Raw genomic sequence first — 24469 nt, forward strand, 5'->3', positions numbered from 1 at the left:
TCGGGATCGGAAGCTATGCCCAGGAAGAAGCCCGGCGACGAACCGGCCGAGCCGGCCGCACCCTCAAGCGAGGCGAACGAGACCGAAGCCGCGCCGGCCGTCGCGCTGCGCCGGCGGGCGCGCAGCACCGCGCCGGCCACGGCGGAGGCACGGGCCGAGGCCGCCGTGCCGCAGCCGGGCGCGCCGCAGTCACCGCAGGCCGAGGCCGGCGGCGATGGCCAGCTTCGTATCCCCGACGTTCTTCCCGTGCTGCGCACGGGCGCCAGCGTGCTCTATCCCGCCATCGTCGTGCCGCTTGTGACCTCGGACGAGGCCGACGTGCGCGCCGTTGACGAGGCCGTGACCACGCCGGAACGGCTGGTGGCCGTGGTGGCGCAGCAGCAGGGAGAAGAGGGCGTCTACGACGCCGAGATCCAGCCGATCGGCACGGCGGCGCAGATCGTGCGCATGGCGAAAGCGCCCAACGGCACCTTGCAGGCGCTGATCCAGGGCGTGGCGCGCGTGCGCATCGTCGCGATTGAGCAGCGCGAGCCGTGGCTGCGCGCCCGCGTCGAGCGCATCGGCGAGACGCTGGAGCCGAGCACCGAGCTGGAAGCGATGACGCGCAGCGCCGTCTCCCTCTTCCAGAAGATCGTGGCGCTCAGCGACCAGATCCCCGGCGAGCTGGGCGGCGCCGTCAGCCAGATCACGCATCCGGGCAACCTGGCCGACTTCATCGCCGCCAATGCCGGCCTCAAGCCGGAAGACCGCCAGGCGGTGCTGGCCGAAGCGAACGTGACCGAGCGGCTGCGTGTGCTCAGCGCCGCGCTGAACCGCGAGCTGGAGATCCTGGAAGTCAGCAGCCAGATCCAGACGCAGGTGCGCGGCGACATGGACAAGCGCCAGCGCGAGTTCATCCTGCGCGAGCAGATGCGCGCCATCCAGAAGGAGCTGGGCGACGACGAGTCGCACCCCGAGATCGGCGAGCTGCGCCAGAAGCTCGACGCCGCGCATCTGCCGGAAGAGGTGCGCAAGCAGGCCGACCGCGAGCTGGAACGGCTGGCCTCGATGACGCCCGCCGCCGCCGACTACAACGTGGCGCGGACCTATCTCGAATGGCTGGCCGATCTGCCCTGGGACAGGCGCAGCGAAGACCAGCTCGATATCAACGAGGCGCAGCGCATTCTCGACGCCGATCACTATGGGCTGGAGAAGGTGAAGCAGCGCATCCTCGACTACCTGGCCGTATTGAAGCTGCGGCAGGACACGCGCGGCCCGATCCTCTGCTTCGTCGGCCCGCCGGGCGTGGGCAAGACCAGCCTGGGCCATTCGATCGCGCGGGCGACTGGGCGCAAGTTCGTGCGCCTTTCACTGGGCGGCGTACGCGACGAAGCCGAGATTCGCGGCCACCGCCGAACGTACGTCGGCGCGCTGCCCGGCCGCATCATCCAGGAGATGCGCCGCGCCGGGGTGAACAACCCGCTGATGGTGCTGGACGAGGTGGACAAGCTCGGCAGCGACTACCGCGGCGATCCGTCGTCGGCGCTGCTTGAGGTGCTCGACCCGGCGCAGAACAACACCTTCACCGACCACTATCTCGACGTGCCCTTCGACCTGTCCCACGTCATGTTCATCACCACGGCGAACATGCTGGACACGATTCCCGGCCCGCTGCTCGACCGCATGGAGGTGATCGAGCTGCCCGGCTATACCGACAATGAGAAGCGCGAGATCGCCCGGCGCTATCTGCTGCCGCGCCAGATCGCGGAGAACGGCCTGCAGCCCGGGCAGATCGAGGTGTCCGACGACACCCTGGAGGAGCTGATCGACGGCTTCACTCGCGAGGCCGGCGTGCGCAACCTGGAGCGGCTGCTGGGCACGATCTGCCGTCACGTCGCCCGCAAAGTCGCCGCGGGCAGCGAGGCCCGCGAGGTGATCACGCCCGCGCAGCTGCCGGAGATCATGGGACGGCCGCGCTTCTTCGAGGAGATGGCGAACGAGCCCGACGAGATCGGCGTGGTCACCGGCCTGGCTGCGACCGGCGCCGGCGGCGACGTGCTGTTCATCGAGGCCTCGGCGATCCCCGGCAAGGGCAACCTCACGCTCACCGGCAAGCTGGGCGACGTGATGCAGGAGTCGGCGCGGGCGGCCCTGACCTACGCCCGCTCGCGCGCCGCGGCGCTGGGCGTAGCCGACGACTTCTTCGAGAAGCACGATCTGCACATCCACGTGCCCGCCGGCGCCACGCCGAAGGACGGCCCCTCGGCCGGCGTGACGATGGCGACGGCGATCGTCTCCGCGATCACACGCCGGCCGGTGCACAAAGAGGTGGCGATGACGGGTGAGATCACCCTGCGCGGCCGTGTGATGCCCGTGGGCGCGATCAAGCAGAAGGTGTTGGCGGCGCATCGTGCCGGCTGCAAGACGGTCTGTCTGCCCAAGGATAACGAGCCGGACTACAAGGAGGTGCCGGAAGAGGTGCGCAGCGCGCTCGACGTGCACTTCGCCGAACACGTTGACGACGTGCTCGGCCTCGCGCTCTACGCGGAGACGCGCGAAGAGCAGCCACGCGTCAGCGCGGCATAAGCTGGGTGGCCGGCTGCATCCGCCGGCGAAGCGCCCGGCGGCGCCTCTCCCAGCCTCGCTCGGGCTCGGCTGGCCCTTTCCTCCGAGGAGAGGGCGCGGGTCGAGCACTCTCGGTAGCTCTCGAACCTACCCTTCCCCTGTCGGGCCAGAGCGCAGCGCAACGGTGCTCGATGGGCGCTGGGCGCCCATGTCAGACCGAGACTTCCCATGCGGACGCGCCTTCAGCCGCGGCGGGGTTAGGCCCGCGGCCTGTGCTACACTCCGCCTCGAATGCCGCGCGGCGGGGCGGAGCGGCGGAGGGGCTGGGCGTTGCGGCGTCTGCGGCCGGGCTGGTTCCTGCTTGCCGTCGTGTTCTTCAGCGCCGCTCTGCTCGCCTGCGCCGGGCGCGGCGGTGAGCCGCAGGTGCGGATCATCGTGCTCGGCAGCGCCACGCCCACGCCGGCTGCGGCAAACCCGTCCGCCGCAACGGCGCCGTTCTCGGTAGAGTCGACGCCGGGCGCCGCGCCAACGATCACCGTCAGCGGCACGTTCAAGATTGCCGCCACGGCCACCGTGGCTACCGCCGTCGGTCCTGCCTTGAAGCAGGTTGGCGCCGACTTCCCGAAGCTCAAGTTGTCGCTCACGCCGCTGCAGGAGGGTCAGGCGGCCGATCGTACCGGCGCCGACCTCGCCCTGGTCAGCGTGCAGCCCGGGGAAGCCGCGCCCCCAGGCGGCACGTTGGTGCAGACCCAGCCGCTCGCCATCGCCCTGCCGCTCACACTCACTCCCAACGACCTGACGCTGAGCGACGCGGTCAACCTGCTGACGGGCGCCGTCGGCGACTGGAGCAGTCTCGGCGGCGCAGCCCGCCCGGTGCGGCTCGCCTTCGCCGATGCGCAGGAGCTGGCGCATGTCGGCGGCCTTGCCGGCAAAGCGGATGCGCCGCTCACGGCCGGGCGGGTGGCCGACGCCGCCACGCTCCTGGCCGAGACGGATCGCGGCGAGGACGAGGCGATCGTCGTGCCATGGAGCGGCCCCTGGCTGCACAGCAAGCCGCTGCGCATCGACGGCCGCTTCCCGGACGATCCGCAGTACCCGCTGGCCGTGCAAACGGTGGCCGTGCCGCTGCACCGCGAGGCGACCCAGCTCAGCGCGCAGCTCGGCGGCGTGCTGGCGGCGCGGCTGGCGCCCTCCCGCGCAGGCAGCGTGACGATCGATGCCATGGGCGACCTGATGCTGGCGCGCGGCGTGGTGGCGAAGGTGCAGCAGTACGGGCCGGGCTGGCCGCTGGGCGCGGTGAGCGACCGCCTGCGTTCGGCGGATCTGCGCTATGCCAACCTCGAGTTCTCGCTCACCGATCGCGGCACGCCGGCGCACAAGGACTACACGTTCCGTGCGCCGCCGTCGGAGGTCGCCTGCCTGACGAGCGCCGGCGTCAACGTGGTCGATCTCGCCAACAACCATGTGCTCGACTACGGCGCGCAGGGCTTGACGGACACGATCGCGGCGATCGACAGCGCAGGCATCGCCCACATCGGCGCCGGTCCGGATGGTGAAACGGCGCGCACGCCGCTCGTGGTGCAGGTGAACGGCCTGCGCGTCGCCTGGCTGGCCTACGCCAACGTGCCGGACGACACGATCACCGGCTTCAAGGCGCAGAGCCTCGAAGCCGGTCCGGGCAGCCCGGGAATCGCCTGGGGCACGGCGGAGGGCATCGCCCGCGACGTGGCCTCGGCGCGCAAGCAGGCCGACCTGGTGGTCGTGGCGCTGCACTCCGGCTTCGAGTACACCTCGCAGCCGAACCGCACGCAGAGCGACCTGGCGCACGCCGCGATCGACGCCGGCGCCGCGCTGGTGCTGGGCGCCCATCCGCACGTGCTGCAGGGGCTGGAGTTCTATCACGGCGGCCTGATCGCCTACAGCCTGGGCAACTTCGTCTTCGACCTGGACGACGCCGACCTGGCGCAGTACGGCTTGCCCAGCGTGCTCTCGGTGATCCTGCGCGTGCGGCTGAACGCCTCGGGCGTGACCGGGATCGAGGTCTACCCCGCGATCATCAACCGCACCGACTTCCGTCCCGAACCCGTTTTCGGCGCCGCAGCCCGCCCGGTTTACGACCGCCTCTATACGCTCACCGACGCGCTGGCGAAGCGCTGAAACGGCGCCTGGTGGCGGACCCGGGCAACAAGGCGCGCGGCTCGCACGCCGCCGGCCTACTTGCCATACTGCGGGCAACCTGCACTGCGACGGAGGCTTTGGGCATGGCTGGACCGATGGAGGGCGTGAAGGTTGTCGAGATGGCCGTCTGGGTTGCGGGGCCGGCCGCGTCAGGCATGCTCTGTGACTGGGGCGCCGATGTGGTCAAGATCGAGCCGGCCGAGGGCGATCCGATGCGCGGCATCCTTTCGCTGCTCGGCGGTGCCGTGTCGATCAACCCAATCTTCGAGCTGGACAACCGCGGTAAGCGCAGCGTCTGCCTCGATCTGCGTTCGGAGGAGGGCCGCGAGCTGGCGCTGCAGATTGTCGAACAGGCCGACGTCTTCGTCAGTAACTACCGCCCCGGCGCCCTTTCGCGGCTGGGCATGGACTACGCTTGCCTGCGGGAGCGCAATCCGCGCCTGGTTTACTGCCAGGTGACCGGCTACGGCCCCGACGGCGAGGAGCGGGACCGCGCTGCCTATGATGTCGGCGCTTTCTGGTCGCGCGCCGGCATCGCCAGCCTGCTCACCGCGCCCGGCCAGGAGTATCCGCTGCAGCGCGGCGGCATGGGCGACCACAACGCCGCCGCCCAGGCCGCCGGCGCAATCGCGGCCGCCCTCTTCCGCCGCGAGAGGAGCGGCGAGGGGCAGATGGTCGCCGTCTCGCTGGCGCGCACGGGCGCCTATACGATCGGCTGGGACCTGAACATGGCGCTGCGGCTCGGCGTCCCGATCGAGCCCGCGCAACGCTACGCCTTCCCCAATCCCCTGATTTTGCCCTATCGCTGCGGAGACGGGCACACGCTCTGGCTGCTGATGCTGCAGGGCGACCGGCACTGGCCCGACTTCTGCCGCGCCATCGCCCACGAGGAGTGGATGCAGGATCCGCGCTTCCTGACGATCGTAGACCGCGCCGCGAACGCCGACCCGCTGGTGCGAGCGATCGAGGCGGTGATGGCGGAGAGGAGCGCAGCCGAGTGGAGCGCGATCTTCGACCGCGAGAACGTCTGGTTTGCGCCGGTGCAGACGCCGGCCGAGGTGATCGCCGACCCGGTGATGGCCGCTGCCGGCGCCTTTGTGGAGGTGCCGCTGCCCGATGGACCGGCGCAGATGGTGGCGACGCCCGCCGACTTCTACGGCACGCCCTGGCAACCGCGCGGCCCGGCGCCCGAGCTGGGCCAGCACACGGAAGAGGTGTTGCTGGAACTGGGGTTGGACTGGAACCGCCTCGTCACGCTGAAGGAGGCGGGTGTGATCCCGTAGTTGCGGCTGCGCCGGCGCGTTGACGGCTCTGCTATCATCCATGCCAACGCGAACGCTGCGGCGCGGAAGCAGCCGCCGGCGGAAGACGTGGAGGACGGCGATGGCGATCCAGCGTGTGGGCCACATTGTGATCAAGATGCGCGATTTGGAGGCGGCGAAGGGGTTTTACCGCGACATCCTTGGGATGAAGATTGCGACCGAGAGCGAGCGCGGCGTCTTCTTCCGCTTCGATGAGTATCACCACGATATCGCCGTGTTCAAAGTCAGCGAGAATGCCGAGCTGCCCAAGGCGGATCAGGTCGGGCTGGCACACATGGCGCTGGTGATAGACAGCTTCGACAGCCTGGTGCGCATGTACCGCAGGCTCAAAGAGCACGGAGTAGATGTGGATCACACGACCGACCATGCCTTCACCAAGAGCATCTACTGTCGCGACCCGGAAGGAAATATGGTCGAGATCTACTGCGAAGTGCCGGAAGATGACTACCACGCCGACGGAATGGGCCGCATGACGCCGCTTGATCTCGACACGCCCGCGGCCGCGCTGGCCTGATCGGGAGATGCATCGCGTTTTCCGCTCACCAACGCCGTCTGAGGTTGAGCGCACGGCGCCGTTTGACCGAATCCGGGGCGCCCTGGTCGCCGGCGGCTGTGTCGAGCGTGAGCTGGCGGCAGTTCTGCTTTACTCAGTGGCCGAAGCCGGCGCTGCGCGGCAATTCGCCACCCTGAGCGGGGGCCGGCACACGGCAACGCTGTATCTCTACCCCGACGCGCTGGGCGGGCCGCGTGGTCGCGCCGCACGCTTCTACCACGTGCTGGACGAAGCCGGGCTCAACCTCGGCTCGAAGGCCGGCCCTTCGATCGGCATCGACCTGGGGGATGCGGCGCAAGTCCGCCTGGTCTGTGACGGCCTGCGCGAGTTGCTCGCGGTCAGGTAGCCGCGCCGCGGGCACCACAAGGCGCCGAAGCGAGCGTCAGCGCAGACGATTCAGCGCCGGTGCGGCCGCCGGCGGCGCCTGGAGGCGAGCCAGCGCGCCGGTGGGCTGACCCGCGAGCGCCACCCAGACGCTGCCGTCCTCGCCCACCGCGGGCCACCATGGCCCGCTGCCCGCGGGAACCGCGTGCATAACGAAGCGCCCCGTAGCCGGGCCGTAGGCGAGCACGGCGTTGCCGTTGGCGGAGCCGATCCAGACCGTGCCGTCCGCGCCGATCGCGACGCCGTACAGACCGGCTTCCGGCGCCCGCGTCGCGGTCATCGCGCCGCTGGCCGGTTCGACGCGCACGACGCTGCCTTCGGTCGTGACGAACCAGACGAGGCCGTTCGCACCGGCCGCGATGCCCACGGGATGTTCGGCGTTCGGCGTCGTGTACTCCGTCACCCGGCCGCTTGCCGGATCGAGCACACCGATGCGCAGGCCAGACAGCTCGCTGAACCAGACGCGGCCGTCTGCCGCGACGGTGAGCCAGTAGGGAGCGGCGTCCGCGGTCGGCAGGCGAAACTCTCGGAAGAGGCGTGTCCCTGGATCGAAGCGCACGATCTGATCGGCCGTCATCTCCGTGAGCCAGACGGCGCCGTCCGGCGCAAGCGCGATGCCCGAAGGCGCGGGGCGCGCGGTCGGCGGCGTGAACGCCTGGTAGGCGCCGGTAGCCGGATCGAACAGGCCGAGCACGCCGGCCGACTGCTGCGCCAGCCAGACGTGGTTGCCCGCATCCACGGCGACGCCCATCGTGCCCTGATAGACGCCGCCGAAGCTGAACTCTTGCACCGCACCGGTGGTCGGATCGAGGCGGGCCAGCTTGTTCGTGTCCATCTCGCCGATCCAGACGGCGCCGTCCGGCCCGACCGCGGGTATCATCAGGCCGGCGTGCGCCGTGGGAATCGCCCAGCTCTGCAGGCCGGCCTGGATGGTCGCCTGGACCCGCGCCGTCCGGCCCCACGCCCCGGAGGGACTGGCCGACGGCGCACGCATCGCCGTGACGGCGCTGACGACCACCGCTGCCGTCAACACGCCGCCGCACAGCCCAAGGGCGCCGCCGCGCACGGCCCGAGTCAGCGGCGCCCGCGTCAGCGCCAGCAGCGCGGCGGCGCCGCTGAGCAGCGCGAGCGCCAGCAGCCAGCTGGGAGCGGGCCCAGCGATGGCATGGTCGGTGGCCGCCGGGGCGATGCTGACGGCCACGGCCGCGCTGTTGCTCCCCCGTTGCAGTGCGATCGTGGCATGCCACTCACCCGCCACGCCGCGCAAATTGAGCGGCCCTTGATAGATAGCGTTCCCACCGGGCTCGGTTCCCGTGCTGGGCAGGAAGGCCGTCGAGCTCTGGCCCGACGGAGAGGTGAGGGTCAGCGTGGCACCCCGGCCGTCAGAGCCGCCCTCGACCTCGAGACGCGCCGCGTTCGCGCCGAGCGTGGCCGGCGTGAGGCTGAGCGTCGCCGGGTGGCCGCCGAGCCGGAGGTTCGCCGTGAAGCTGGCGGCGGGATTCGGATCGGCGGCGAAGCGCCCGGCGGCTGCATGGGCTGCGTCGACCGCGCGAGAGGGCGCGTATAGCGTCATCGCGGCAGCCGCGACCAGGACGAGCAGGCCCGCGCTGCCCTCGGCGATCACCCCGGGGGGGAAGAGCCGCCCCGTGGCCGTCCGCGCAAGGAAGGCGCGTCGCAGCACAAGGGCGTTCGCCGCGGCGAGGGCGAGCACGGCGCCGGCAAGCAGCACCTTGATCAGCAGGGCTCGGCCGTAGCCGCCTCGCAACAGGTCGCCCGGATCATGCAGCTCAACCGCCGCGCTGGCCAGGCCGCTCAGCAGCACGACCGGCACGGCGGCGCCTGCCGCCAGCGAAAAGCGCTTCACCAGGCAAGCAACCCGCCCGGGTTCGCCGGCGCGGTGGGCGCGGCGTAGCGCCGGTGCCAGCACGATCGCGCCGCCGATCCAGATCGCAGCCGCGATCAGGTGTACGAAGTCGAAAGCCGCACCCCACCACGGATCGGCGGAGGCGGCGCCGTGGCTGGTGGCGGCGAACCCGGCGCCGATCGAGAGCACAGCGCCGGCCGCCAGCCAGCGAGCGATGCGCGTGAGCCGGCGCGGCGGGCGCCCGGCGCAGATCGGGAGCAGCGCCAGGGCCACGGCCATGCGCAGCAACCACCATTCGCCGCTGCGGCTGCCTGCGACGGCGCCGGCCCCGCTGAGGCTGCCGTGCGGCAGCCACTGCGCGAACAGTTCCCCCGCGCCACCGAGCAAGAGCAAGCCGACGCCGAGCATGATGGTCCGGCGGCGTTCCGAAGTGGCCGCCGCCGAGGCGCCGTCAATGAGCATGAACAGCGCCGTGCCCGCCAGCAGGAAGTACCCGAGCAGCGCGAGCCAGTGCGTGGCGGCGCTGGCGGCGCCCGGCAGTTGCAGCGGCTCGCCCGGTGCCGCCGCGGGCCGCTGCGCCGCCGGGGCGGCGCCATCCGGCTCAAGCACGGTGAAGCTGTAGGCGCCGCGCCGTTCGTGACCGTCGACCAGCGAGACGGTGTGCCAGGCGACGGTGTACACGTCGGGAGCGAGCGGCGGCAGCATCACCGTGTAGGCGCGGTTGTCGGCCGGGTCCGCGCCGGCGCTGCGCGCTGGCACGCGGCTACCCGACGAGGCGAGCAGCTCAATGCCGCTCTCGCCGGCGTTCAGGGGTTCGCTGAAGACGATGCGGATCTGCGCCGGCGCGGCACTGAGGCGGGCGCCCGGCGCGGGCGTGGCCGATTCAAAGATCGCGTGCGCCTGCGCGGGCCGAGCCGGCTGAAGCAGCGCCGTCAGGACGAACAGCAGCCCGAGGACGAGCGCGGCGGCGCGACCCGCAGGCAGGTGGCCTTGTCGTGCGGTCGGAGACCTGGAGCAATTCGTCATCGCGGCCGTGCTTCGGACCCTTCATCTGCAGTCTAGCAACGGGCTGCGGCCGGGCCGAAGCCGCCGCGGCGGGATTGGCGCCTTGAAGGACTTGGCGTACGCGGCGCCGCGGGCCGTTGGCCGGGTTCGGCGCCTCTCATATACTGGCGGGGGTCGTGGCGATCAGCGGATCGATCGCCGCGGGGAGGCGCGACGCGAGCAGTGCAATCGCCATCGACGGCCCGGTCGCCTCGGGTAAGAGCAGCGTGGGCAGCCGCGTAGCGGGCGCGCTGGGCTGGCCATTTGTCGATACCGGCACGATGTACCGTGCCATCACCTGGCTGGCGTTGCAGCGCGGTATCGATCCCGGGGATGCGGAACGGGTGAGTGCGCTGGCCGAGGCTGCGACGATGTGCGTGCGGCCGCCCGCAGCGGGCAGCGCCGAGTACGCGATCGTGATCGTGGACGGCGAAGACGCGACGCCTATGCTGCGCACGCCGGCGGTGGAACGGGCCGTCTCGATCGTCTCGGCCGTGCCGCGCGTGCGGCGGCGCATGGTTGCCCTGCAGCGCGAGCTGGCTGCCGAACATCCGGTGGTGATGGCCGGCCGCGACATCGGCACCGTGGTGCTGCCCGACGCTCGCTTGAAAGTCTTCTTGGACGCCTCCGCCGAGACCCGCGCCGGGCGCCGCGCCGCCGAGCTGGCGCGGCGCGGGCGGCCGTCCGCGCCCGCGGCGGTGCTCGCCGAAACGCTGGCGCGCGACCGGCTGGACAGCGAGCGGGCCGATTCGCCACTGGCGGCGGCCGCCGATGCGATCGTGCTGCACACAGATGGCCTCGGCGAAGACGATGTCGTGGCGCGCGTGCTGGAACTGGCGCAGCGCAGCTTCGGTCCGCAGGCGCAACCGGCGCGATGAGCAACCGCAGCGACGCCGCACCGCGTCCCCTGCCTGCCCGGGTGGTGGCCCTGTTCTACTGGGCTACCACGCGGCTGATGGCGGCGGTGGTCTGGTGCTTCGGCCGCTGGCGCGTGCGCGGGCGCGAGCACGTTCCGCGACGCGGCGCGTTGCTGATCGTCGCCAACCACCTGAACAACGCGGATCCGCCGCTGATCGGCGCCACGCTGCGCACCCGGCGCATCCGCTTCATGGCCAAAATCGAGCTGTTCCGCGGCGGCGTGAAGGGGTTGCCGATCCGCCTGTTCGGAGCCTTTCCCGTGCGGCGCTTCGAGGCAGACCTGGCGGCGCTGCGCAGGGCGCAAGAGCTGCTGAAGGCGGGCGAAGCCGTGGCGATCCTGCCGGAGGGGCACCGCAACCGCACGGGCACCGGTATGCAGCAGGCGTATCCCGGCGCCGCACTGATCGCACTGCGCAGCGGCGCTCCCGTCCTGCCCGTGGCGATCACGGGCACGGAGCGGATTCACGGTCCTGGCATTCTGCTGCGCCGGCCGCGCATCACCGTCACGATCGGCGAACCGTTCGTGCTGGCGCGAGCTGACAAGATCGACCGCGCCGCTGTGGAAGCCGGCACGCGGACAATCATGCGCAGCATCGCCACGCTGCTGCCGCCGGATTACCGCGGCGCCTGGAGCGACGAACCTGCTGCTCAGGCGGAGGCGCCGGCACCAGCTCCACCGGCTCGGCCGCCGGAAGCTCGCCGCGGGGTAGACTAAAGGCTGCTATGGCAGGCGAACGATTGCAATTGCTTGAGGTGGACGCTGCCCCGGTCTCTGCGCCGCGCGCGCACCAGGGCAGCGGGGTGGGCGGCCTGATCGACGCCGTCGAGCCCGGCAGCCTGGCCGAAGAGGCCGGCGTCCGTGCCGGCATGCGCCTGCTGGCCGTCAACGGCCATGCCCTGCGTGACGTGGTCGATTATCAGTTCCACGCCGCGGAGCCGCGCGTCGAGCTGGCGCTGGACGACGGCGCAACGCTGCGCCGCGTCGTGATCGAGAAACATCCGGACGAGGCGATCGGCCTCGCCTTCGATGCCGCGACCTTCGATGGCACGCGCATCTGCGCCAACAAGTGCTTCTTCTGCTTCCTGAAGGGCTTGCCCAAGGGCATGCGCCGCACGTTGTACGTGAAGGACGATGACTACCGCCTCAGCTTCCTGCACGGCAACTTCGTCACGCTGACCAATCTGGGCGAGGCCGACTGGCGGCGGCTCGCCGAGCAGCGGCTCAGCCCGCTCAACGTCAGCGTGCACGCCACCGACACGGCGCTGCGCCGTGCAATGCTCGGCTACCTGGCGGCGGACGACATTCTCGACCAGATCCGCCGCCTGGGCTCGTTCGGCATCCGCTGCCACACGCAGATCGTGCTCTGTCCCGGCGTCAACGACGGCGCCCAGCTCGAACGCAGCGTGCACGAGCTGGCCGCGCTCTACCCGGTCGTGCAGTCCGTCTCCGTTGTGCCGGTGGGCGCGACGATGCAGTACGAAGAGCGCGCCGCCGCACGGGGCAAAGACGATCTTGACGCCTGCGAGCCCGCGTTCGCGCGCGAGTTGATCGCCGCTGTGCGGCCGTGGCAGCGCGCCTTCCGTAAGGCGACGGGCGCGGGCATCGTCTACCTCGCGGACGAGTATTACCTGAGCGCGGGCGTGCCCGTGCCCGGCGCGTCGCTCTACGACGGCTTCGAACAGTACGAGAACGGCATCGGCATGACGCGCCGGCTGATCGACGACTGCCGGCGGGCGCTGCGCTGGCTGGGGCGGCGCGGCATCGCCTTCCGGCCGCTCGACGTAACGCTGGGCTGCGGCACGCTGATCGCGCCGACGCTGGCGTACCTGGCCGAGGAAGTGGGCGCGGCCACGGGCCTGCGTTTCAACGTCGTGCCGATCGAGAATACGCTGTTCGGCCCGCGCATCAACGTCTCCGGCCTGCTGGGCGCGGGCGACACGATCGGGGCACTGCGCGCCGAGTCGCTCGGCGAGCTGGTCTTTCTGCCGCGCACCGCGCTCGACTACTTCGGCCGTCACCAACTGGATGACGGCACGCCTGCGGACATTGCCCACGCCATCGGACGTCCGGTCGCCTTCGCCTCGCTGTGGAGCGAATTGCTCGACCAGCTGCTCGACTTCCAGGAGCGCGGCGCCGTGGCGGCGCCGGGGCCGGGCCGCTCAACAAACGGCAAGTTCTGGGCGTCATGAGCGTGAATCGCCGACGTCCATCAGACAGTGAGCGGCGACGCAATCGTGGTTCCGATCCGGGAAGATTCGCTAAAGAGGGCGGCGGAAGCTTTCGATCTTGAACCCGCAGCGGGGCGCCGGTAGAGCGGCGCCACTGGGGAGCGAAGCGCATGTGCGGAATCATCGGCTACGTGGGCGGCGACGAAGCGGCGCCGATCCTGCTGGAGGGGCTGGCACGTCTGGAGTACCGCGGCTACGATTCGGCGGGCATCGCCGTGCTTGACGGCGACCAGCTCAGCATCGAGAAGCGCGCCGGCAAGCTCGGCATCCTCGCCACGGCCGTCGACGGCCGGCTGCCGGCCGGCAGGCTGGGCATGGGCCACACGCGCTGGGCCACGCACGGCGGCGTCACCGACCAGAACGCTCATCCCCACCTGGACTGCGAGCGCAACGTGGTCGTGATCCACAACGGCATCGTGGAGAACTTCGCCGCGCTGCGCGCCGAGCTGAAGGCGGCCGGCCACAAGCTCGTCTCCGAGACCGACACCGAGGTCATTCCCCACCTTATCGAAGCGTGCATGAAGCAGGGACTGCCCCTTGTCGAGGCGGTGCGCCAGACGATCAACCGGCTGGAAGGAGCGGCGGCGCTGGTGGTGATCGCCCGCAGCGAGCCGGACAAGATCGTCGGCGCCCGCGTGGCCAACGCCGGCGCCGTCGTCGTCGGCTACGGCGACGGCGAGATGCTGCTCGCCTCCGATCTGCCGGCGCTGCTGAAGCGCACGCGGCGGGTGGCGTACCTCTCGCACGGCGAGATCGTCTGCGTCACTCGCGAAGGCGCCGAGTACAGCGACGCGGCCGGGCGGCCGCTGACCAAGCGGCCGATCACCATCGCCTACGACTACGCGGCAGCGGAGAAGGGCCAGTACCGGCACTTCATGCAGAAGGAGATCTTCGAGCAGCCGGCCGCCTTGCTGAACACGATTCGCCAGTACGCCAACCTCGAAGAAGGCACGATCCACTTCGAGGGCGTCAAGCTCACCGCGGCGCAGATCGCCGCCATCCGCCGCGTCGTGCTGATCGGCATGGGCACCAGCCTGCACACGGCGATGATCGGCCGCAGCTACTTCGAGCGCATCGCGCGTCTGCCCACAGAGGTCGACAACGCCAGCGAGTTCCGCTACCGGGCGCCGGTGATCGGCCCCGATACGCTCATCGTCTCGCTCTCGCAATCGGGCGAGACGGTGGACACACTGGCGGCGATGGAGGAGGCCGACCGCCATCGCTGCCCGCAGATCACGATCTGCAACGTCGAGGGGGCGCAAACAACGCGCGTGGCCGGCGGCACGGTGCTGACACGCTGCGGCCCGGAGATCTGTGTCGCCAGCACGAAGACGTTCACCGCCTCGATCGCGGCGCTGTATATGCTCGCGGCCTGGCTTGGCTACCAGCAGGAGACGCTGAACAGCACGGCGCTCGGCGCCCTGCTCGACGATCTGGCGAAGCTGGTCAAGCTGGTCGGCGATCTTTGCGAGGCGGCGCAGGCGGAGGACAGCCCCTACCCCGCGCTGGCACGCAAGTACGGTGAGTCGCGCAATATGCTGCTGCTGGGCCGCGGCCTGCAGTTCCCGCTGGCGATGGAAGGCGCGCTCAAGCTGAAGGAGATCGCCTACATCCACGCCGAGGGCTACGCCGCCGGCGAGATGAAGCACGGCCCGATCGCCCTGATCGATCGGGAGATGCCGGTGATCATGCTGGCGCCGCGCGACCGCCTGTTCGAGAAGATCGTCTCCAACATTCAGCAGATCCAGGCGCGCGAGGGCCGCTGCATCGCCATCGGCACGCGGGGCGATACCGAGCTGGCCGCGCTCGCGGACGATGTGCTCTGGCTTCCGGAGGCGCCCGAGCTGCTGCTGCCGCTGCTCACGGCCATTCACGTCCAGCTTCTGGCCTACGAGATCGCCGTCTGGCGCGGCAACGACGTGGACCAGCCGCGCAACCTGGCGAAGACCGTGACGGTGGAGTAGGGCGCCGACTCCCGCCAAAACTCGCGCTCCGTGTACCATGCCTGTGCGCCCGTCGCCCCGGCGGCGCCGCAAACGCCATGCGTGTGCCGCCGCCTGGCGGCGTGCCCGAAGGATGGTTCATGCGCGCCCTGGTGATCGGCTTTCCGCTGCCGAGTCCGCAGATCGACAACTACAACCTGCTCACGGCGCCGTCGTGGTTTGACTATGACGGCGTGCTGGTCGAGCCGCTCTCCGTCTCGCAGGTGATTGAGGACGTGCTGGAGCAGCGCGAGGAGCACCAGACCCGCGCGGAGGAGCCGATCGTCAACCGCCCGACCGGGCCGCTGGCCGTGAGCCTGGCGGAGATGATCAAGCGACGCCGCGCCGAGGCGCAGTTCTTGCTGCAGAACGGCGGCGTGATCGCCGTCTTCGCCCGGCCGAACGTGTTGCACGAGGGTGTAGCCGGCTTTGCCGGCTGCGATCGTTACGCCTGGCTGCCGGCGCCGGCCGCTGTCGCCTGGGAGCCGCCCTTCCTGCTGCGCGCCGAAGGCAGCGACGTGCACATCACCGATCCGCTGCACCCGTTCGCCCGCTTCGTCGAAGCGAACGCGCGCTGGATCGCCTACCACGCCCGCTTCGATGAAAACACCCCCGGCTTTCCCAGCTTCGGCCACGTCTTCGCCCGCAGCGCCGGCGGCGCGGCCGTGGGCGTCGAGTTGCGCGTCGGCAACGGCAAGGTCGTCTTCCTGCCGGCACTCGGCAGTATCGCCTACGGCGACCCGCGCTTCGAGATGGCGACGCAGATGCTGGAGGCGCTGCGCCGCGCCTCGCTCAAGGACGGGGCGCAGGAAGAGCCGGGCTGGGCGCGCGAGATCCCGCTGCCCGGCGTTGAGGAGCTGGAGACAAAGGCGCAGGCGGCCAGCGCTGCGCTGCATGCGGCCGAAGGCTCGCTCGGCGAGGCGATGGTCGAACTGGAGAAGGTCGCGAAGTACCGGGCGCTGCTCTGGCAGGAGGGAGCGCTCGGCCTGGAGCCGGTTGTGCGCGACGCCTTCCGCACGCTGGGCTTCGAGGTGGAAGACGACCCGGACAAGCCGGGCTGGATCGCGGACGGGTCGCTGAAGGCGTTCTTCGAGGTGCAGGGCTCGAGCGGGCCGGCGCCGGAGTATCCCTACTTCCGTTTGCAGAAACGGCTGGAGAAGGACCTGCTCGACACACGCGAGCCAAAGCGCGGCCTGATCGTGATTAACGGCTTCCGCGAGCAGCGGCCGGAGATGCGCGAGGCGCAGGCGAGCGAGACGCTGCGCATCGCCTGTGAGAACTACCGGTATGCCCTGCTGACTACAGAGCGGCTGCTGGAGATGGTGCGCTGTGTGCTGGATGAGCCGCTTGACGCCGTGCGCCGCTCGATGCTGCGCGAACGGCTGCTGAAGGCCACGGGCGAGGTCGGGCCGGAGGTCATCCCGACTGCGGCAGAGCTGGCGTAACACCCTCGGCCGCGACGTCGGCGACGACGTCGAACCATTCCTGGATCGGTGGCCCCTTCAGCAGGCGGAAGCTGGCGTGAGTCAATTCGTGCATGCGCGGCAGCCCGTAGTAGACGTCCCATGCCTCACGGGAGGCCCACAGCGCGTAGACAACGAATTTGCCCGGATGTTCGACCGAGCGCAGCAAACGGGCCTGCAGGAAGCCTGGTGTCTGGCGCGCCAGCTCGTGCATCTCCTGCCAGATCGTCTCCCATTCGCCCGCGCTGTGGCGGTCGACGTGCCAGTTGGTGACCAAATGCTGCACGGTACACCTCCGGCGCGCCTGGGGTGAGCGGCGCAGAATGTTGCCTTCAGGACGGGCCGGCTTCGCACCAGCGGCCTCGCCGATGCCGGCAGCGCGGGCGGGAGCGCATTACGATCAACCCTCAGGACTCACGCGTGCGTCAGTCCTCCAGGCTGAGCACGGCGAGGAACGCCTCCTGTGGAATCTCAACGCTGCCCACGCGCTTCATCCGCTTCTTACCCTCGGCTTGCTTTTCCAGCAATTTTCGCTTGCGCGTCACGTCGCCGCCATAACACTTTGCGAGGACGTTCTTGCGCATCGCCCGAACGGTCTCCCGCGCGACGATGTGCCCGCCGATCGCCGCCTGCACGGGCACGTCAAACAACTGGCGCGGGATCAACGAGCGCAGCTTCTCGACCAGCCGCCGTCCCTGATACTGGGCCCGGTCGGAATGGGTGATCAAGGAGAGCGCATCGACGGGCACGCCGTTGACCAGCACGTCGAGCTTCACCAGCTTCGCGGCTTCGTAGTGCGAGAAGGTGTAGTCGAGCGAGGCGTAGCCCTGCGTGCCGGACTTGAGCTGGTCGTAGAAGTCCACCAGGATCTCGGAGAGCGGGATCGTGTATTCCAGCAGCACGCGCGCCTCGCCCGCCGCCGTGGCCGAGCCCTCGTTGCCGTGCTCTAAATACTCCATCTTCTTGAAGGCGCCGCGGCGGTTCGTCACCAGCTCCATCACGGGGCCGATGTAGCGGCTGGGCGTGATGATCGAGATGTTCATCCACGGCTCGCGGATCTCGGCGATCTTCTCCGGCGGCGGCAGCTCGGCCGGGTTGTCTATCACCACCTCGCCGCCGTCCGTGCGCGTGACCTGGTACTCGACACTCGGCGCCGTGGCGATCAGCTCGAGCTGATACTCGCGCTCCAGCCGCTCCTGCACGATCTCCATGTGCAGCACACCCAGAAAGCCACAGCGGAAGCCGAAACCGAGCGCGGCGCTGTTCTCCGGCTCATAGATGAGCGCGGCGTCGTTCAGCTTGAGCTTGTCGAGCGCGTCGCGCAGCAGCGGGTAGTTGTTCGCCTGCTGCGGGTAGATGCCGGCGAAGACCATCGGCTTGGCGGGCTGGTAGCCCTTGAGCGGCACCGCGGCCGGCCGCGCCGCCTCGGTGAAGGTGTCGCCGACCTGGCAGTCCTTCACGTTCTTGAGGCCGGTAGCGATGTAGCCGACCTCGCCGGTTTGCAGCTCGGCGCCGGGCAGCAGGGCGGGGCGGAAGGTGCCGATCTCAACCGGTTGCAGCTCAAGTCCGGTTGACATCAGCGCCAGCTCGCGCCGCACCGAGGCGTGGCCATCCACCACGCGCACGTAGGCGACCACGCCCTTGTACTGGTCGTACTTCGAGTCGAAGATCAGCGCCCGCAGCGGTTTCGCCGGGTCGCCCTTCGGCGGCGGGATGCGGCGCACGATCGCTTCGAGCAGATCCTGCACACCGGTGCCCTCTTTGGCCGAGGCGAGCACCATCTCCTCGCGGTCGAAGCCGATCACGTCCTGCAACTCCTGGCTGACGCGCTCGGGCTCGGCGTTGGGCAGGTCGATCTTGTTGATCACCGGGATCAGGATCAGGTTGTGGTCGAGCGCCAGGTAGACGTTGGCCAACGTCTGCGCCTGAATGCCCTGCACCGCGTCCACGACGAGGACCGCGCCCTCGGCGGCGGCGAGGCTGCGCGAGACCTCGTAGGTGAAGTCGACGTGTCCGGGCGTGTCGATCAGGTTCAGCTCGTACTCGCGGCCGTCGGCGGCGGTGTGGAACATGCGCACGGCCTGCGCCTTGATCGTGATCCCCTTCTCGCGCTCAAGCTCCATCGTGTCGAGCACCTGCTCCTCCATCTCGCGCGAGGAGAGCGTGCCCGTCGCTTCCAGCAGACGGTCGGCGAGCGTGGATTTGCCGTGATCGATGTGGGCGATTATGCAGAAGTTGCGAATACGACTCTGATCCATGCCGGAATATCGTAGCACAGGGGCTGTTCGCCGCCGCCTGGCGCCTTGTTGATTCGGTACACTGCCCGTACGCGCGGCTGAGCACGCGGCGCGCGAAGGGAGCACAGCATGGCGTACACGTATCACGAGGGCAGCCGCCGCATGCAGGACCAGTTCGACACCCGCCGCCTGGCCGACCTAGGCGCGGAGAAGTGGGTGCACGACTTCATCAGCGAGCCGGACCGCGCCTTCGTCGAGCGGGCCGACATGTTCTTCCTCGCTACGGCGGACGAGCACGGCCAGCCGAACTGCTCGTACAAGGGCGGCGACCCCGGTTTCGTGCGCGTGGTGGACGAGCACACGATCGCTTTTCCCATCTACGACGGGAATGGCATGTTCCTCTCCGCCGGCAATGTGCTGGTGAACCCGCGGGTGGGGATGCTGTTCATCGACTTCGAGCGGCAGCGGCGCATGCGCCTCAACGGCGTCGCCAGCATCGACGCGAACGACCCGCTGCTTGCCGAGTACCCGGAGGCGCTGTGCATCGTGCGGGTGCGGGCGGGCGAGGTTTTCCCCAACTGCCCGCGCTACATCCACAAGCTGCAGCTCGTGGAGCGCTCGAAGTTCGTGCCGCGTGAAGCCTGCGAGACGCCGATCCCCGACTGGAAGCGCAGCCCCGACTACAAGAACGCGCTGCCGGCCAACGACCGTGCGCGGCAGTAACACGCCGGCCGATCATGCAGTTTCTGTTCGACGAAGCCGAGTTTGTTGCCGGGCCGATGCCGCAGCCGCGGCCGCGTGGTGTTTCCAGACTACAGCCGTGGCACAGCGAGGACTTTCCCATTGCCGAGGACAGCGGCGATCCTCCGTGGCCGGCTCAGGCGGTGCGACTTCGGCTACTGGTAGGCTCGCAGGAACTGCTTGCACATACCTTACTCCAGCGCCGGCGGGCCGAAGCGCTCGGACAGATACTGCTCGGCGGCGATGGCCGCCGTGGCGCCGTCGCCGGCGGCGCTGATCGCCTGGCGCGACGAGTGCGTGCGCACGTCGCCCGCCGCGAAGACGCCGTCTACCGGCGTGTTCATCATCAGACCTACGAGCAGATGACCGCCCGGGTCGGTCGGGGCGAGGCCGCGCAGGAAGCCGGTCGCGGGCGTCTGGCCGATGAAGATGAACACCGCCGCGACGTTGAGCCGGCTGTGCTCGCCGGTCTCGACGTTGCGCAGCAAGGCTGCCTCCACCTCGTCTACACCGACGATTTCCTCGACGACGGTGTTCCAGACCGGTGTGATCTGCGGATTGGCGAAGGCGCGCTCTTGCAGGATGCGGCTGGCGCGCAGCTCGGCGCGACGATGAATGAGATGTACGCGCGAAGCGAAGCGCGTGATGAACAGCGCCTCGTCCACCGCCGCATCGCCGCCGCCGACCACGGCGACCTCGACATCGCGGAAGAAGGCGGCGTCGCAGGTGGCGCAGTACGAGACGCCGCGGCCGGTCAGGCGCTCCTCGCCGGGCACGCCGAGCCGGCGGTATTCGGCGCCGGTCGTGATGAGCAGCGCCCGCGCCCGCAGCGCGCCGCCGTCGACCGTGATCTGGAACAGGTCGCCGTCGCGCGCGACCGCGTCCACGGCCTCGAAGCGGAACTCGGCGCCGTAGCGCTGGGCCTGCGTCTGGATCGCTTCGGCCAGGGCGAAGCCGCTGGTGCCTTCAACGAAACCGGGGAAGTTCTCCACCAGGCTGGTCAGGGCGATCTGGCCGCCGGTCACGCCCTTCTCCAGCACCAGCGTGCGGCGACGGGCGCGGGCGGCGTAGAGCGCGGCGGTCAGTCCCGCCGGTCCGCCGCCGATGATCACCACGTCGTAGAGAGGCGCGGGTGGTGTTGCTGGCTCGGGGTCGCTCATCGGATCGTCTCTTCGCACCGATCTTAACGGTCGGGCGAGGATGCGGCGAAATGGCCGCACCTGGAGGCGCCTGGCCTGCGCTGAGCCGCACAGCAACGCCCCGCTTCGAATCCGAAGCGGGGGCAGTTCGCTGCTGCGCCGGGCGGCCGGCTACACGCGGTGGCAGGCGACAAAGTGGTTGGGCACGATCTCGCGGAACTCGGGGATGCGCTCGCGGCACTCCTCGATCGCGATCGGGCAGCGCGTATGAAAGTTGCAGCCCGGCGGCGGGCGCAGCGGGCTGGGCACGTCGCCGGTGAGGATGATGCGCTCGCGCTTGGCCTCCACCGACGGATCCGGCACCGGCACGGCCGAGAGCAGCGCCTTCGTGTACGGATGCAGCGGGTTCTCGTACAGCTCGTTGCGATCGGCCAACTCGGCGATGCGGCCGAGGTACATCACGGCCACGCGGTCGGAGATGTGGCGGACGACTGACAGGTCGTGCGCGATGAACAGGTAGGTCAGGTTGTACTCGTTCTGGAGGTCTTCCATCAGGTTGATGATCTGCGCCTGAATCGAGACGTCCAGCGCCGAGACCGGCTCGTCGGCCACGATGAACTGCGGCTCGACGGCCAGCGCCCGCGCGATGCCGATGCGCTGCCGCTGGCCGCCGGAGAACTCGTGCGGGTAGCGGTTGGCGTAGTAGGGGTTGAGGCCGACGACGCGCAGCAGTTCTTGAACGCGGTCCTTGCGGGCCCTGCCCTTCGCCAGGTTATGAATCGCCAGCGGCTCCGAGATGATGCTGCCGACCGACATACGCGGGTTGAGGGAGGCGTACGGGTCCTGGAAGATCATCTGCATGCGGCGGCGGAAGCGGCGCAGCTCACCGGATTTCATCTTCGTCAGCTCGCGGCCGTCGAAGTTGATCGAGCCGGTCGTCGGCCGGTAGAGCTGCAGGATGGCGCGGCCGGTGGTGGACTTGCCGCAGCCGGACTCGCCCACCAGGCCTAGCGTCTCGCCCTTCTTGATCGCGAAGTTGATGCCGTCCACGGCCTTCACGTCGGCGACCTTGCGCTGGAAGATCAGGCCGGCGGTCACCGGAAAGTAGACGCGCAGATCCGAGACGTTGACGAGCACATCGCCGACGGCGGCCGTGCTTGCAGTGACGTGGCTTACCTGCTGAACCATCGGCTACACACCTTCCTGCATAGCGCCCACCGCCGGCGCCTCGCTGGCGACCGCCGCCGGCAGCTCCACCGCCGGCTCGGCCGCATACGACGCCTTCAGCGCCTCCGGCCCGAGCCGCTCCCACTCCCAGCAGGCCGCCAGGTGACGCTCGCCGACCAGCATCAGGTCGGGGCGCTCGTTGAGGCACCGATCGACGTGGAAGCGGCAGCGGGCGTAGAAGGCGCAGCCCGGCGGCATGTGCGCCAGGTCCGGCGGCAGGCCCTCGATCGGCTCCAGCTTCTCCTTGCGCGTCTCGTCGAGGCGTGGCACCGAGCGCAGCAGGCCGAGCGTGTAGGGATGGCGCGGGTTGCCGTACAGCTCTTTGGCCGAGGCCGTTTCCACCACGCGGCCGGCGTACATGACGTTGACGCGGTCGGCGTAGCGGGCCACCACGCCCAGGTTGTGCGTGATGATGATCACGGCCGTGCCCAGCTCCTTGGAGAGCCGCGCCATGATCTCGAGGATCTGCGCCTGGATCGTCACGTCGAGCGCGGTCGTCGGCTCGTCGGCCAGCAGCAGCTTGGGGTTGCAGGAGAGCGCCATGGCGATCATCACGCGCTGGCGCATGCCGCCGGAGAACTGGTGCGGATAGTCGTTCAAGCGGCCGCCGGCTTCGGGAATGCCGACCATCTCCAGCAGCTCTATGGCTCGGCGGTTGGCCGCATTGCGGTCCATCTTCAGGTGCAGCTCGAGCGCTTCGGTGAGCTGCCGGCCGATGGTTAACACGGGGTTGAGCGAGGTCATCGGCTCCTGGAAGACCATGGCGATGCGGTTGCCGCGGATGTGGCGGATCTCGTCCTCATCCATCTTCAGCAGATCCTGGTCTTCGAACAGGATCTGGCCGCCCACGATCTTGCCGGGGGGATTGGGGATGAGGCGCAGGATCGAGAGGGCGCTGACGCTCTTGCCGCAGCCCGATTCGCCCACCAGGCCGAGCGTCTCGCCTTCTTCGATCTCATAGCTCACGCCATCGACGGCTCGGACGACGCCCTCTTCGGTGAAAAAATGCGTCTGGAGGTCTTTGACGCTCAGCAACGCTCCCATTGGTCCTCCTTCGCCTCACCAGGAGTGCGACCAGCCCACCGTCTCCCGATCGCCCGGCCGTGCGGGGCCAGGCGATTGCCGAATGCGCGGGCCGGGCCGCCCGCGGTGGGGAAGAGGAGACTCGAACTCCCACGCCTTGCGGCACATGATCCTAAGTCATGCTCGTCTGCCAGTTCCGACACTTCCCCCGAACGTCCCGAGTCCCTACCCTGCACCGGTTCGAGCATCGCCGCGTGATAGCGAACGTGCTGCCCCCTGCAGGAGACAGCACCACTCCGCGCTATTACGATCAAGGTGGTTATACCATCCGCACGTCGCTCCGCACATTTCACTTTTCTGGCGCGAGCGAAGTGGCCGGAGTATAGCATAGGGCGTATGGCCCCGCAAACGTTTTCTCGCCGGATCGATGGCCGGCTGGCTCGCGGCAACGACGCGGCTTTGTAGCCCCAATATTGCGCTCAATCGCGCGGGAGTGACGCTGCCCATGCGCATCGCGATCACGGGTGGCGCCGGGTTCATCGGCTCGCACAGCGTGGACCGGCTCGCCGGCGCCGGTCACGATCTGCTGGCGCTGGACGACCTCTCCTCGGGCTCGCTGGAGAACCTGGCGCAGGCGGGGCCGCGTACCCGCTTCCAGCGCCTGGATGTGCGCGACGGCGCGGCGCTGGCCGGCGCGCTTACGGCCTTTCGCCCCGCGGCGGTGCTGCATCTCGCGGCGATCGCCTCGGTGCTGTACAGCGTCGAGCAGCCGCGTGACAGCTACGCCGTGAACCTGACCGGCACGCTGCACGCGCTGGAAGCGGCGCGCGCGGCCGGCGCCACACGCTTCGTCTTTGCCAGCTCCGCCGCCGTGTATGGGGGCGACCCGGCGCTGCCCTCGGCGGAGGACGATCCGCTGCGCCCGGTTGCGCCCTATGCGGCGCACAAGGCGGCCGGCGAACTGCTCTGCCGCTCCTACCGGGCGGCGTTTGGCCTGGAAACCGTGTCGCTGCGTTTCTTCAACGTCTTCGGCGCCCGGCAGAACCCCGACAGCCCCTACTCGGGCGTGATCTCTTTGTTTATCGAGGCGATGTCCGGCGGCGGTGTAGCCACGATCATGGGTGACGGCGAGCAGACGCGCGACTTCATCGACGTGGGCGACGTGACGCGAGCGATCGAGGCGGCGTTGGCCGGCCCCGACCCCGGCCCGGAGCCGATCAACGTCGGCCGCGGCGAATCGGTCAGCATCCGCGATCTCTACCGCCTGATCGCCGCCGCGGTCGGCGCCGCCGATGCGCCGCGCTTCGCTCCGGCGCGGGCCGGCGATGTGCGCCACTCGCGCGCCCGTATCGATGCCCTGGGCACGCGGCTGGGGCTGACGCCGCAGATTCCGGTAGCGGAGGGCATCGCACACCTGGTGCGGACGCGGCTCGCCTCCGCCGGAGGCTGAGGGGCCCTTGCTCGGCCGCCGGCCGGCACGCTTGCGCCGGAGGGCGCCGCAATGTGTAGGGCCAGGACCGCATGGATAGCGCCTTCGGATCTGACGCGCGCGGCCTCGGGTCTGTCACGCTGAGGCTATGTAACGCACGGCTCGTGCGGTGTGACAAAACCCTAAAGTTCC

At 69.7% G+C, this 24469-nt stretch carries 18 protein-coding genes and 1 tRNA gene; 12 read left to right on the forward strand and 7 right to left on the reverse strand.

Annotated elements, in window-relative coordinates; genetic code table 11:
• The first annotated feature begins 15 nt into the window (after nucleotides 1-15).
• The 5 genes from lon to VKV26_24665 all read left to right on the forward strand — a co-directional run bounded on the left by lon (nucleotide 16) and on the right by VKV26_24665 (nucleotide 6943).
• Nucleotides 16-2565 carry an endopeptidase La gene (gene lon, locus VKV26_24645; protein HLZ73106.1) on the forward strand — a complete coding sequence of 850 codons (2550 nt, stop codon included), beginning with the start codon at nucleotides 16-18 and terminating at the stop codon, nucleotides 2563-2565.
• Between the two features lie 309 nt (nucleotides 2566-2874).
• Nucleotides 2875-4701: a CapA family protein gene (locus VKV26_24650; GenBank protein ID HLZ73107.1), complete on the forward strand. Its 1827-nt coding sequence runs from the start codon at nucleotides 2875-2877 to the stop codon at nucleotides 4699-4701.
• A gap of 104 nt (nucleotides 4702-4805) precedes the next feature.
• Nucleotides 4806-6005, forward strand: a complete 1200-nt coding sequence (locus tag VKV26_24655) for a CoA transferase (protein ID HLZ73108.1) — start codon at nucleotides 4806-4808, stop codon at nucleotides 6003-6005.
• A gap of 100 nt (nucleotides 6006-6105) precedes the next feature.
• Nucleotides 6106-6558, forward strand: coding sequence for a VOC family protein (locus tag VKV26_24660; GenBank protein HLZ73109.1), 453 nt, complete (start codon nucleotides 6106-6108; stop codon nucleotides 6556-6558).
• A gap of 7 nt (nucleotides 6559-6565) precedes the next feature.
• Entirely contained in the window at nucleotides 6566-6943 is a 378-nt protein-coding gene (locus tag VKV26_24665; GenBank protein ID HLZ73110.1) for a hypothetical protein, read from the forward strand.
• Between the two features lie 36 nt (nucleotides 6944-6979).
• Here VKV26_24665 and VKV26_24670 read toward each other — a convergent pair whose 3' ends face one another.
• Nucleotides 6980-9871, reverse strand: a complete 2892-nt coding sequence (locus VKV26_24670) for a copper resistance protein CopC (protein ID HLZ73111.1) — start codon at nucleotides 9869-9871, stop codon at nucleotides 6980-6982.
• A 155-nt stretch (nucleotides 9872-10026) separates the two neighbouring features.
• Between VKV26_24670 and cmk the strand changes: the two genes are divergently transcribed.
• The 5 genes from cmk (at nucleotide 10027) to VKV26_24695 (ending at nucleotide 16463) form a co-directional block, all read left to right on the forward strand.
• A complete protein-coding gene (gene cmk / locus VKV26_24675; GenBank protein ID HLZ73112.1) occupies nucleotides 10027-10767 on the forward strand; it encodes a (d)CMP kinase in 741 nt (246 codons plus the stop codon).
• The gene (locus tag VKV26_24680; protein ID HLZ73113.1) at nucleotides 10764-11522 is read left to right on the forward strand and encodes a lysophospholipid acyltransferase family protein; all 759 of its coding nucleotides are present in this window, start codon (nucleotides 10764-10766) and stop codon (nucleotides 11520-11522) included. Before cmk ends, VKV26_24680 begins: the two co-directional genes overlap by 4 nt.
• An 8-nt stretch (nucleotides 11523-11530) precedes the next feature.
• On the forward strand, nucleotides 11531-12997 hold the full coding sequence (locus VKV26_24685; GenBank protein HLZ73114.1) for a DUF512 domain-containing protein: 1467 nt from the start codon (nucleotides 11531-11533) through the stop codon (nucleotides 12995-12997).
• A gap of 149 nt (nucleotides 12998-13146) precedes the next feature.
• On the forward strand, nucleotides 13147-15000 hold the full coding sequence (gene glmS / locus VKV26_24690; protein HLZ73115.1) for a glutamine--fructose-6-phosphate transaminase (isomerizing): 1854 nt from the start codon (nucleotides 13147-13149) through the stop codon (nucleotides 14998-15000).
• Between the two features lie 119 nt (nucleotides 15001-15119).
• Nucleotides 15120-16463: a hypothetical protein gene (locus tag VKV26_24695; protein HLZ73116.1), complete on the forward strand. Its 1344-nt coding sequence runs from the start codon at nucleotides 15120-15122 to the stop codon at nucleotides 16461-16463.
• Here VKV26_24695 and VKV26_24700 read toward each other — a convergent pair.
• Together VKV26_24700 and lepA are read right to left on the reverse strand one after the other, a co-directional pair.
• Nucleotides 16435-16767 carry an antibiotic biosynthesis monooxygenase family protein gene (locus VKV26_24700; GenBank protein ID HLZ73117.1) on the reverse strand — a complete coding sequence of 111 codons (333 nt, stop codon included), beginning with the start codon at nucleotides 16765-16767 and terminating at the stop codon, nucleotides 16435-16437. The two genes, VKV26_24695 and VKV26_24700, sit on opposite strands and share 29 nt — an antisense overlap.
• Nucleotides 16768-16906: 139 nt before the next feature.
• Complete coding sequence (gene lepA, locus VKV26_24705; GenBank protein ID HLZ73118.1) at nucleotides 16907-18739, reverse strand: translation elongation factor 4; 1833 nt, start codon at nucleotides 18737-18739, stop codon at nucleotides 16907-16909.
• 108 nt (nucleotides 18740-18847) lie between these two features.
• Between lepA and VKV26_24710 the strand changes: the two genes are divergently transcribed.
• Nucleotides 18848-19441, forward strand: a complete 594-nt coding sequence (locus VKV26_24710) for a pyridoxamine 5'-phosphate oxidase family protein (GenBank protein ID HLZ73119.1) — start codon at nucleotides 18848-18850, stop codon at nucleotides 19439-19441.
• 209 nt (nucleotides 19442-19650) lie between these two features.
• Here the strand turns inward: VKV26_24710 and trxB are convergent, their stop codons facing one another.
• From trxB to VKV26_24730, 4 genes are all read right to left on the reverse strand, one after another.
• Entirely contained in the window at nucleotides 19651-20619 is a 969-nt protein-coding gene (gene trxB, locus VKV26_24715) for a thioredoxin-disulfide reductase (protein ID HLZ73120.1), read from the reverse strand.
• Between the two features lie 150 nt (nucleotides 20620-20769).
• The gene (locus tag VKV26_24720) at nucleotides 20770-21786 is read right to left on the reverse strand and encodes a dipeptide ABC transporter ATP-binding protein (GenBank protein HLZ73121.1); all 1017 of its coding nucleotides are present in this window, start codon (nucleotides 21784-21786) and stop codon (nucleotides 20770-20772) included.
• Nucleotides 21787-21789: 3 nt separating this feature from the next.
• Nucleotides 21790-22869 carry an ABC transporter ATP-binding protein gene (locus tag VKV26_24725; protein ID HLZ73122.1) on the reverse strand — a complete coding sequence of 360 codons (1080 nt, stop codon included), beginning with the start codon at nucleotides 22867-22869 and terminating at the stop codon, nucleotides 21790-21792.
• Nucleotides 22870-22975: 106 nt separating this feature from the next.
• Nucleotides 22976-23057 (reverse strand) — tRNA-Leu (locus VKV26_24730).
• 296 nt (nucleotides 23058-23353) lie between these two features.
• On the opposite strand from VKV26_24730, the gene VKV26_24735 reads away from it, so the two are divergent.
• Nucleotides 23354-24298, forward strand: a complete 945-nt coding sequence (locus VKV26_24735) for an NAD-dependent epimerase/dehydratase family protein (GenBank protein HLZ73123.1) — start codon at nucleotides 23354-23356, stop codon at nucleotides 24296-24298.
• The last annotated feature ends 171 nt before the right edge of the window (nucleotides 24299-24469 follow it).

This window comes from Dehalococcoidia bacterium (assembly GCA_035310145.1).
GTDB lineage: Bacteria > Chloroflexota > Dehalococcoidia > CAUJGQ01 > CAUJGQ01 > CALFMN01.

Excerpts from the sequence above, each read along its gene's own strand:
- lon (HLZ73106.1), top strand. The coding sequence starts at position 16 with ATGCCCAGGAAGAAGCCCGGCGACGAACCGGCCGAGCCGGCCGCACCC.
- VKV26_24655 (HLZ73108.1), top strand. The coding sequence starts at position 4,806 with ATGGCTGGACCGATGGAGGGCGTGAAGGTTGTCGAGATGGCCGTCTGG.
- VKV26_24660 (HLZ73109.1), top strand. The coding sequence starts at position 6,106 with ATGGCGATCCAGCGTGTGGGCCACATTGTGATCAAGATGCGCGATTTG.
- VKV26_24665 (HLZ73110.1), top strand. The coding sequence starts at position 6,566 with ATGCATCGCGTTTTCCGCTCACCAACGCCGTCTGAGGTTGAGCGCACG.
- VKV26_24670 (HLZ73111.1), bottom strand. The coding sequence starts at position 9,871 with ATGACGAATTGCTCCAGGTCTCCGACCGCACGACAAGGCCACCTGCCT.
- VKV26_24680 (HLZ73113.1), top strand. The coding sequence starts at position 10,764 with ATGAGCAACCGCAGCGACGCCGCACCGCGTCCCCTGCCTGCCCGGGTG.
- VKV26_24685 (HLZ73114.1), top strand. The coding sequence starts at position 11,531 with ATGGCAGGCGAACGATTGCAATTGCTTGAGGTGGACGCTGCCCCGGTC.
- glmS (HLZ73115.1), top strand. The coding sequence starts at position 13,147 with ATGTGCGGAATCATCGGCTACGTGGGCGGCGACGAAGCGGCGCCGATC.
- VKV26_24695 (HLZ73116.1), top strand. The coding sequence starts at position 15,120 with ATGCGCGCCCTGGTGATCGGCTTTCCGCTGCCGAGTCCGCAGATCGAC.
- lepA (HLZ73118.1), bottom strand. The coding sequence starts at position 18,739 with ATGGATCAGAGTCGTATTCGCAACTTCTGCATAATCGCCCACATCGAT.
- VKV26_24710 (HLZ73119.1), top strand. The coding sequence starts at position 18,848 with ATGGCGTACACGTATCACGAGGGCAGCCGCCGCATGCAGGACCAGTTC.
- trxB (HLZ73120.1), bottom strand. The coding sequence starts at position 20,619 with ATGAGCGACCCCGAGCCAGCAACACCACCCGCGCCTCTCTACGACGTG.
- VKV26_24720 (HLZ73121.1), bottom strand. The coding sequence starts at position 21,786 with ATGGTTCAGCAGGTAAGCCACGTCACTGCAAGCACGGCCGCCGTCGGC.
- VKV26_24725 (HLZ73122.1), bottom strand. The coding sequence starts at position 22,869 with ATGGGAGCGTTGCTGAGCGTCAAAGACCTCCAGACGCATTTTTTCACC.
- VKV26_24735 (HLZ73123.1), top strand. The coding sequence starts at position 23,354 with ATGCGCATCGCGATCACGGGTGGCGCCGGGTTCATCGGCTCGCACAGC.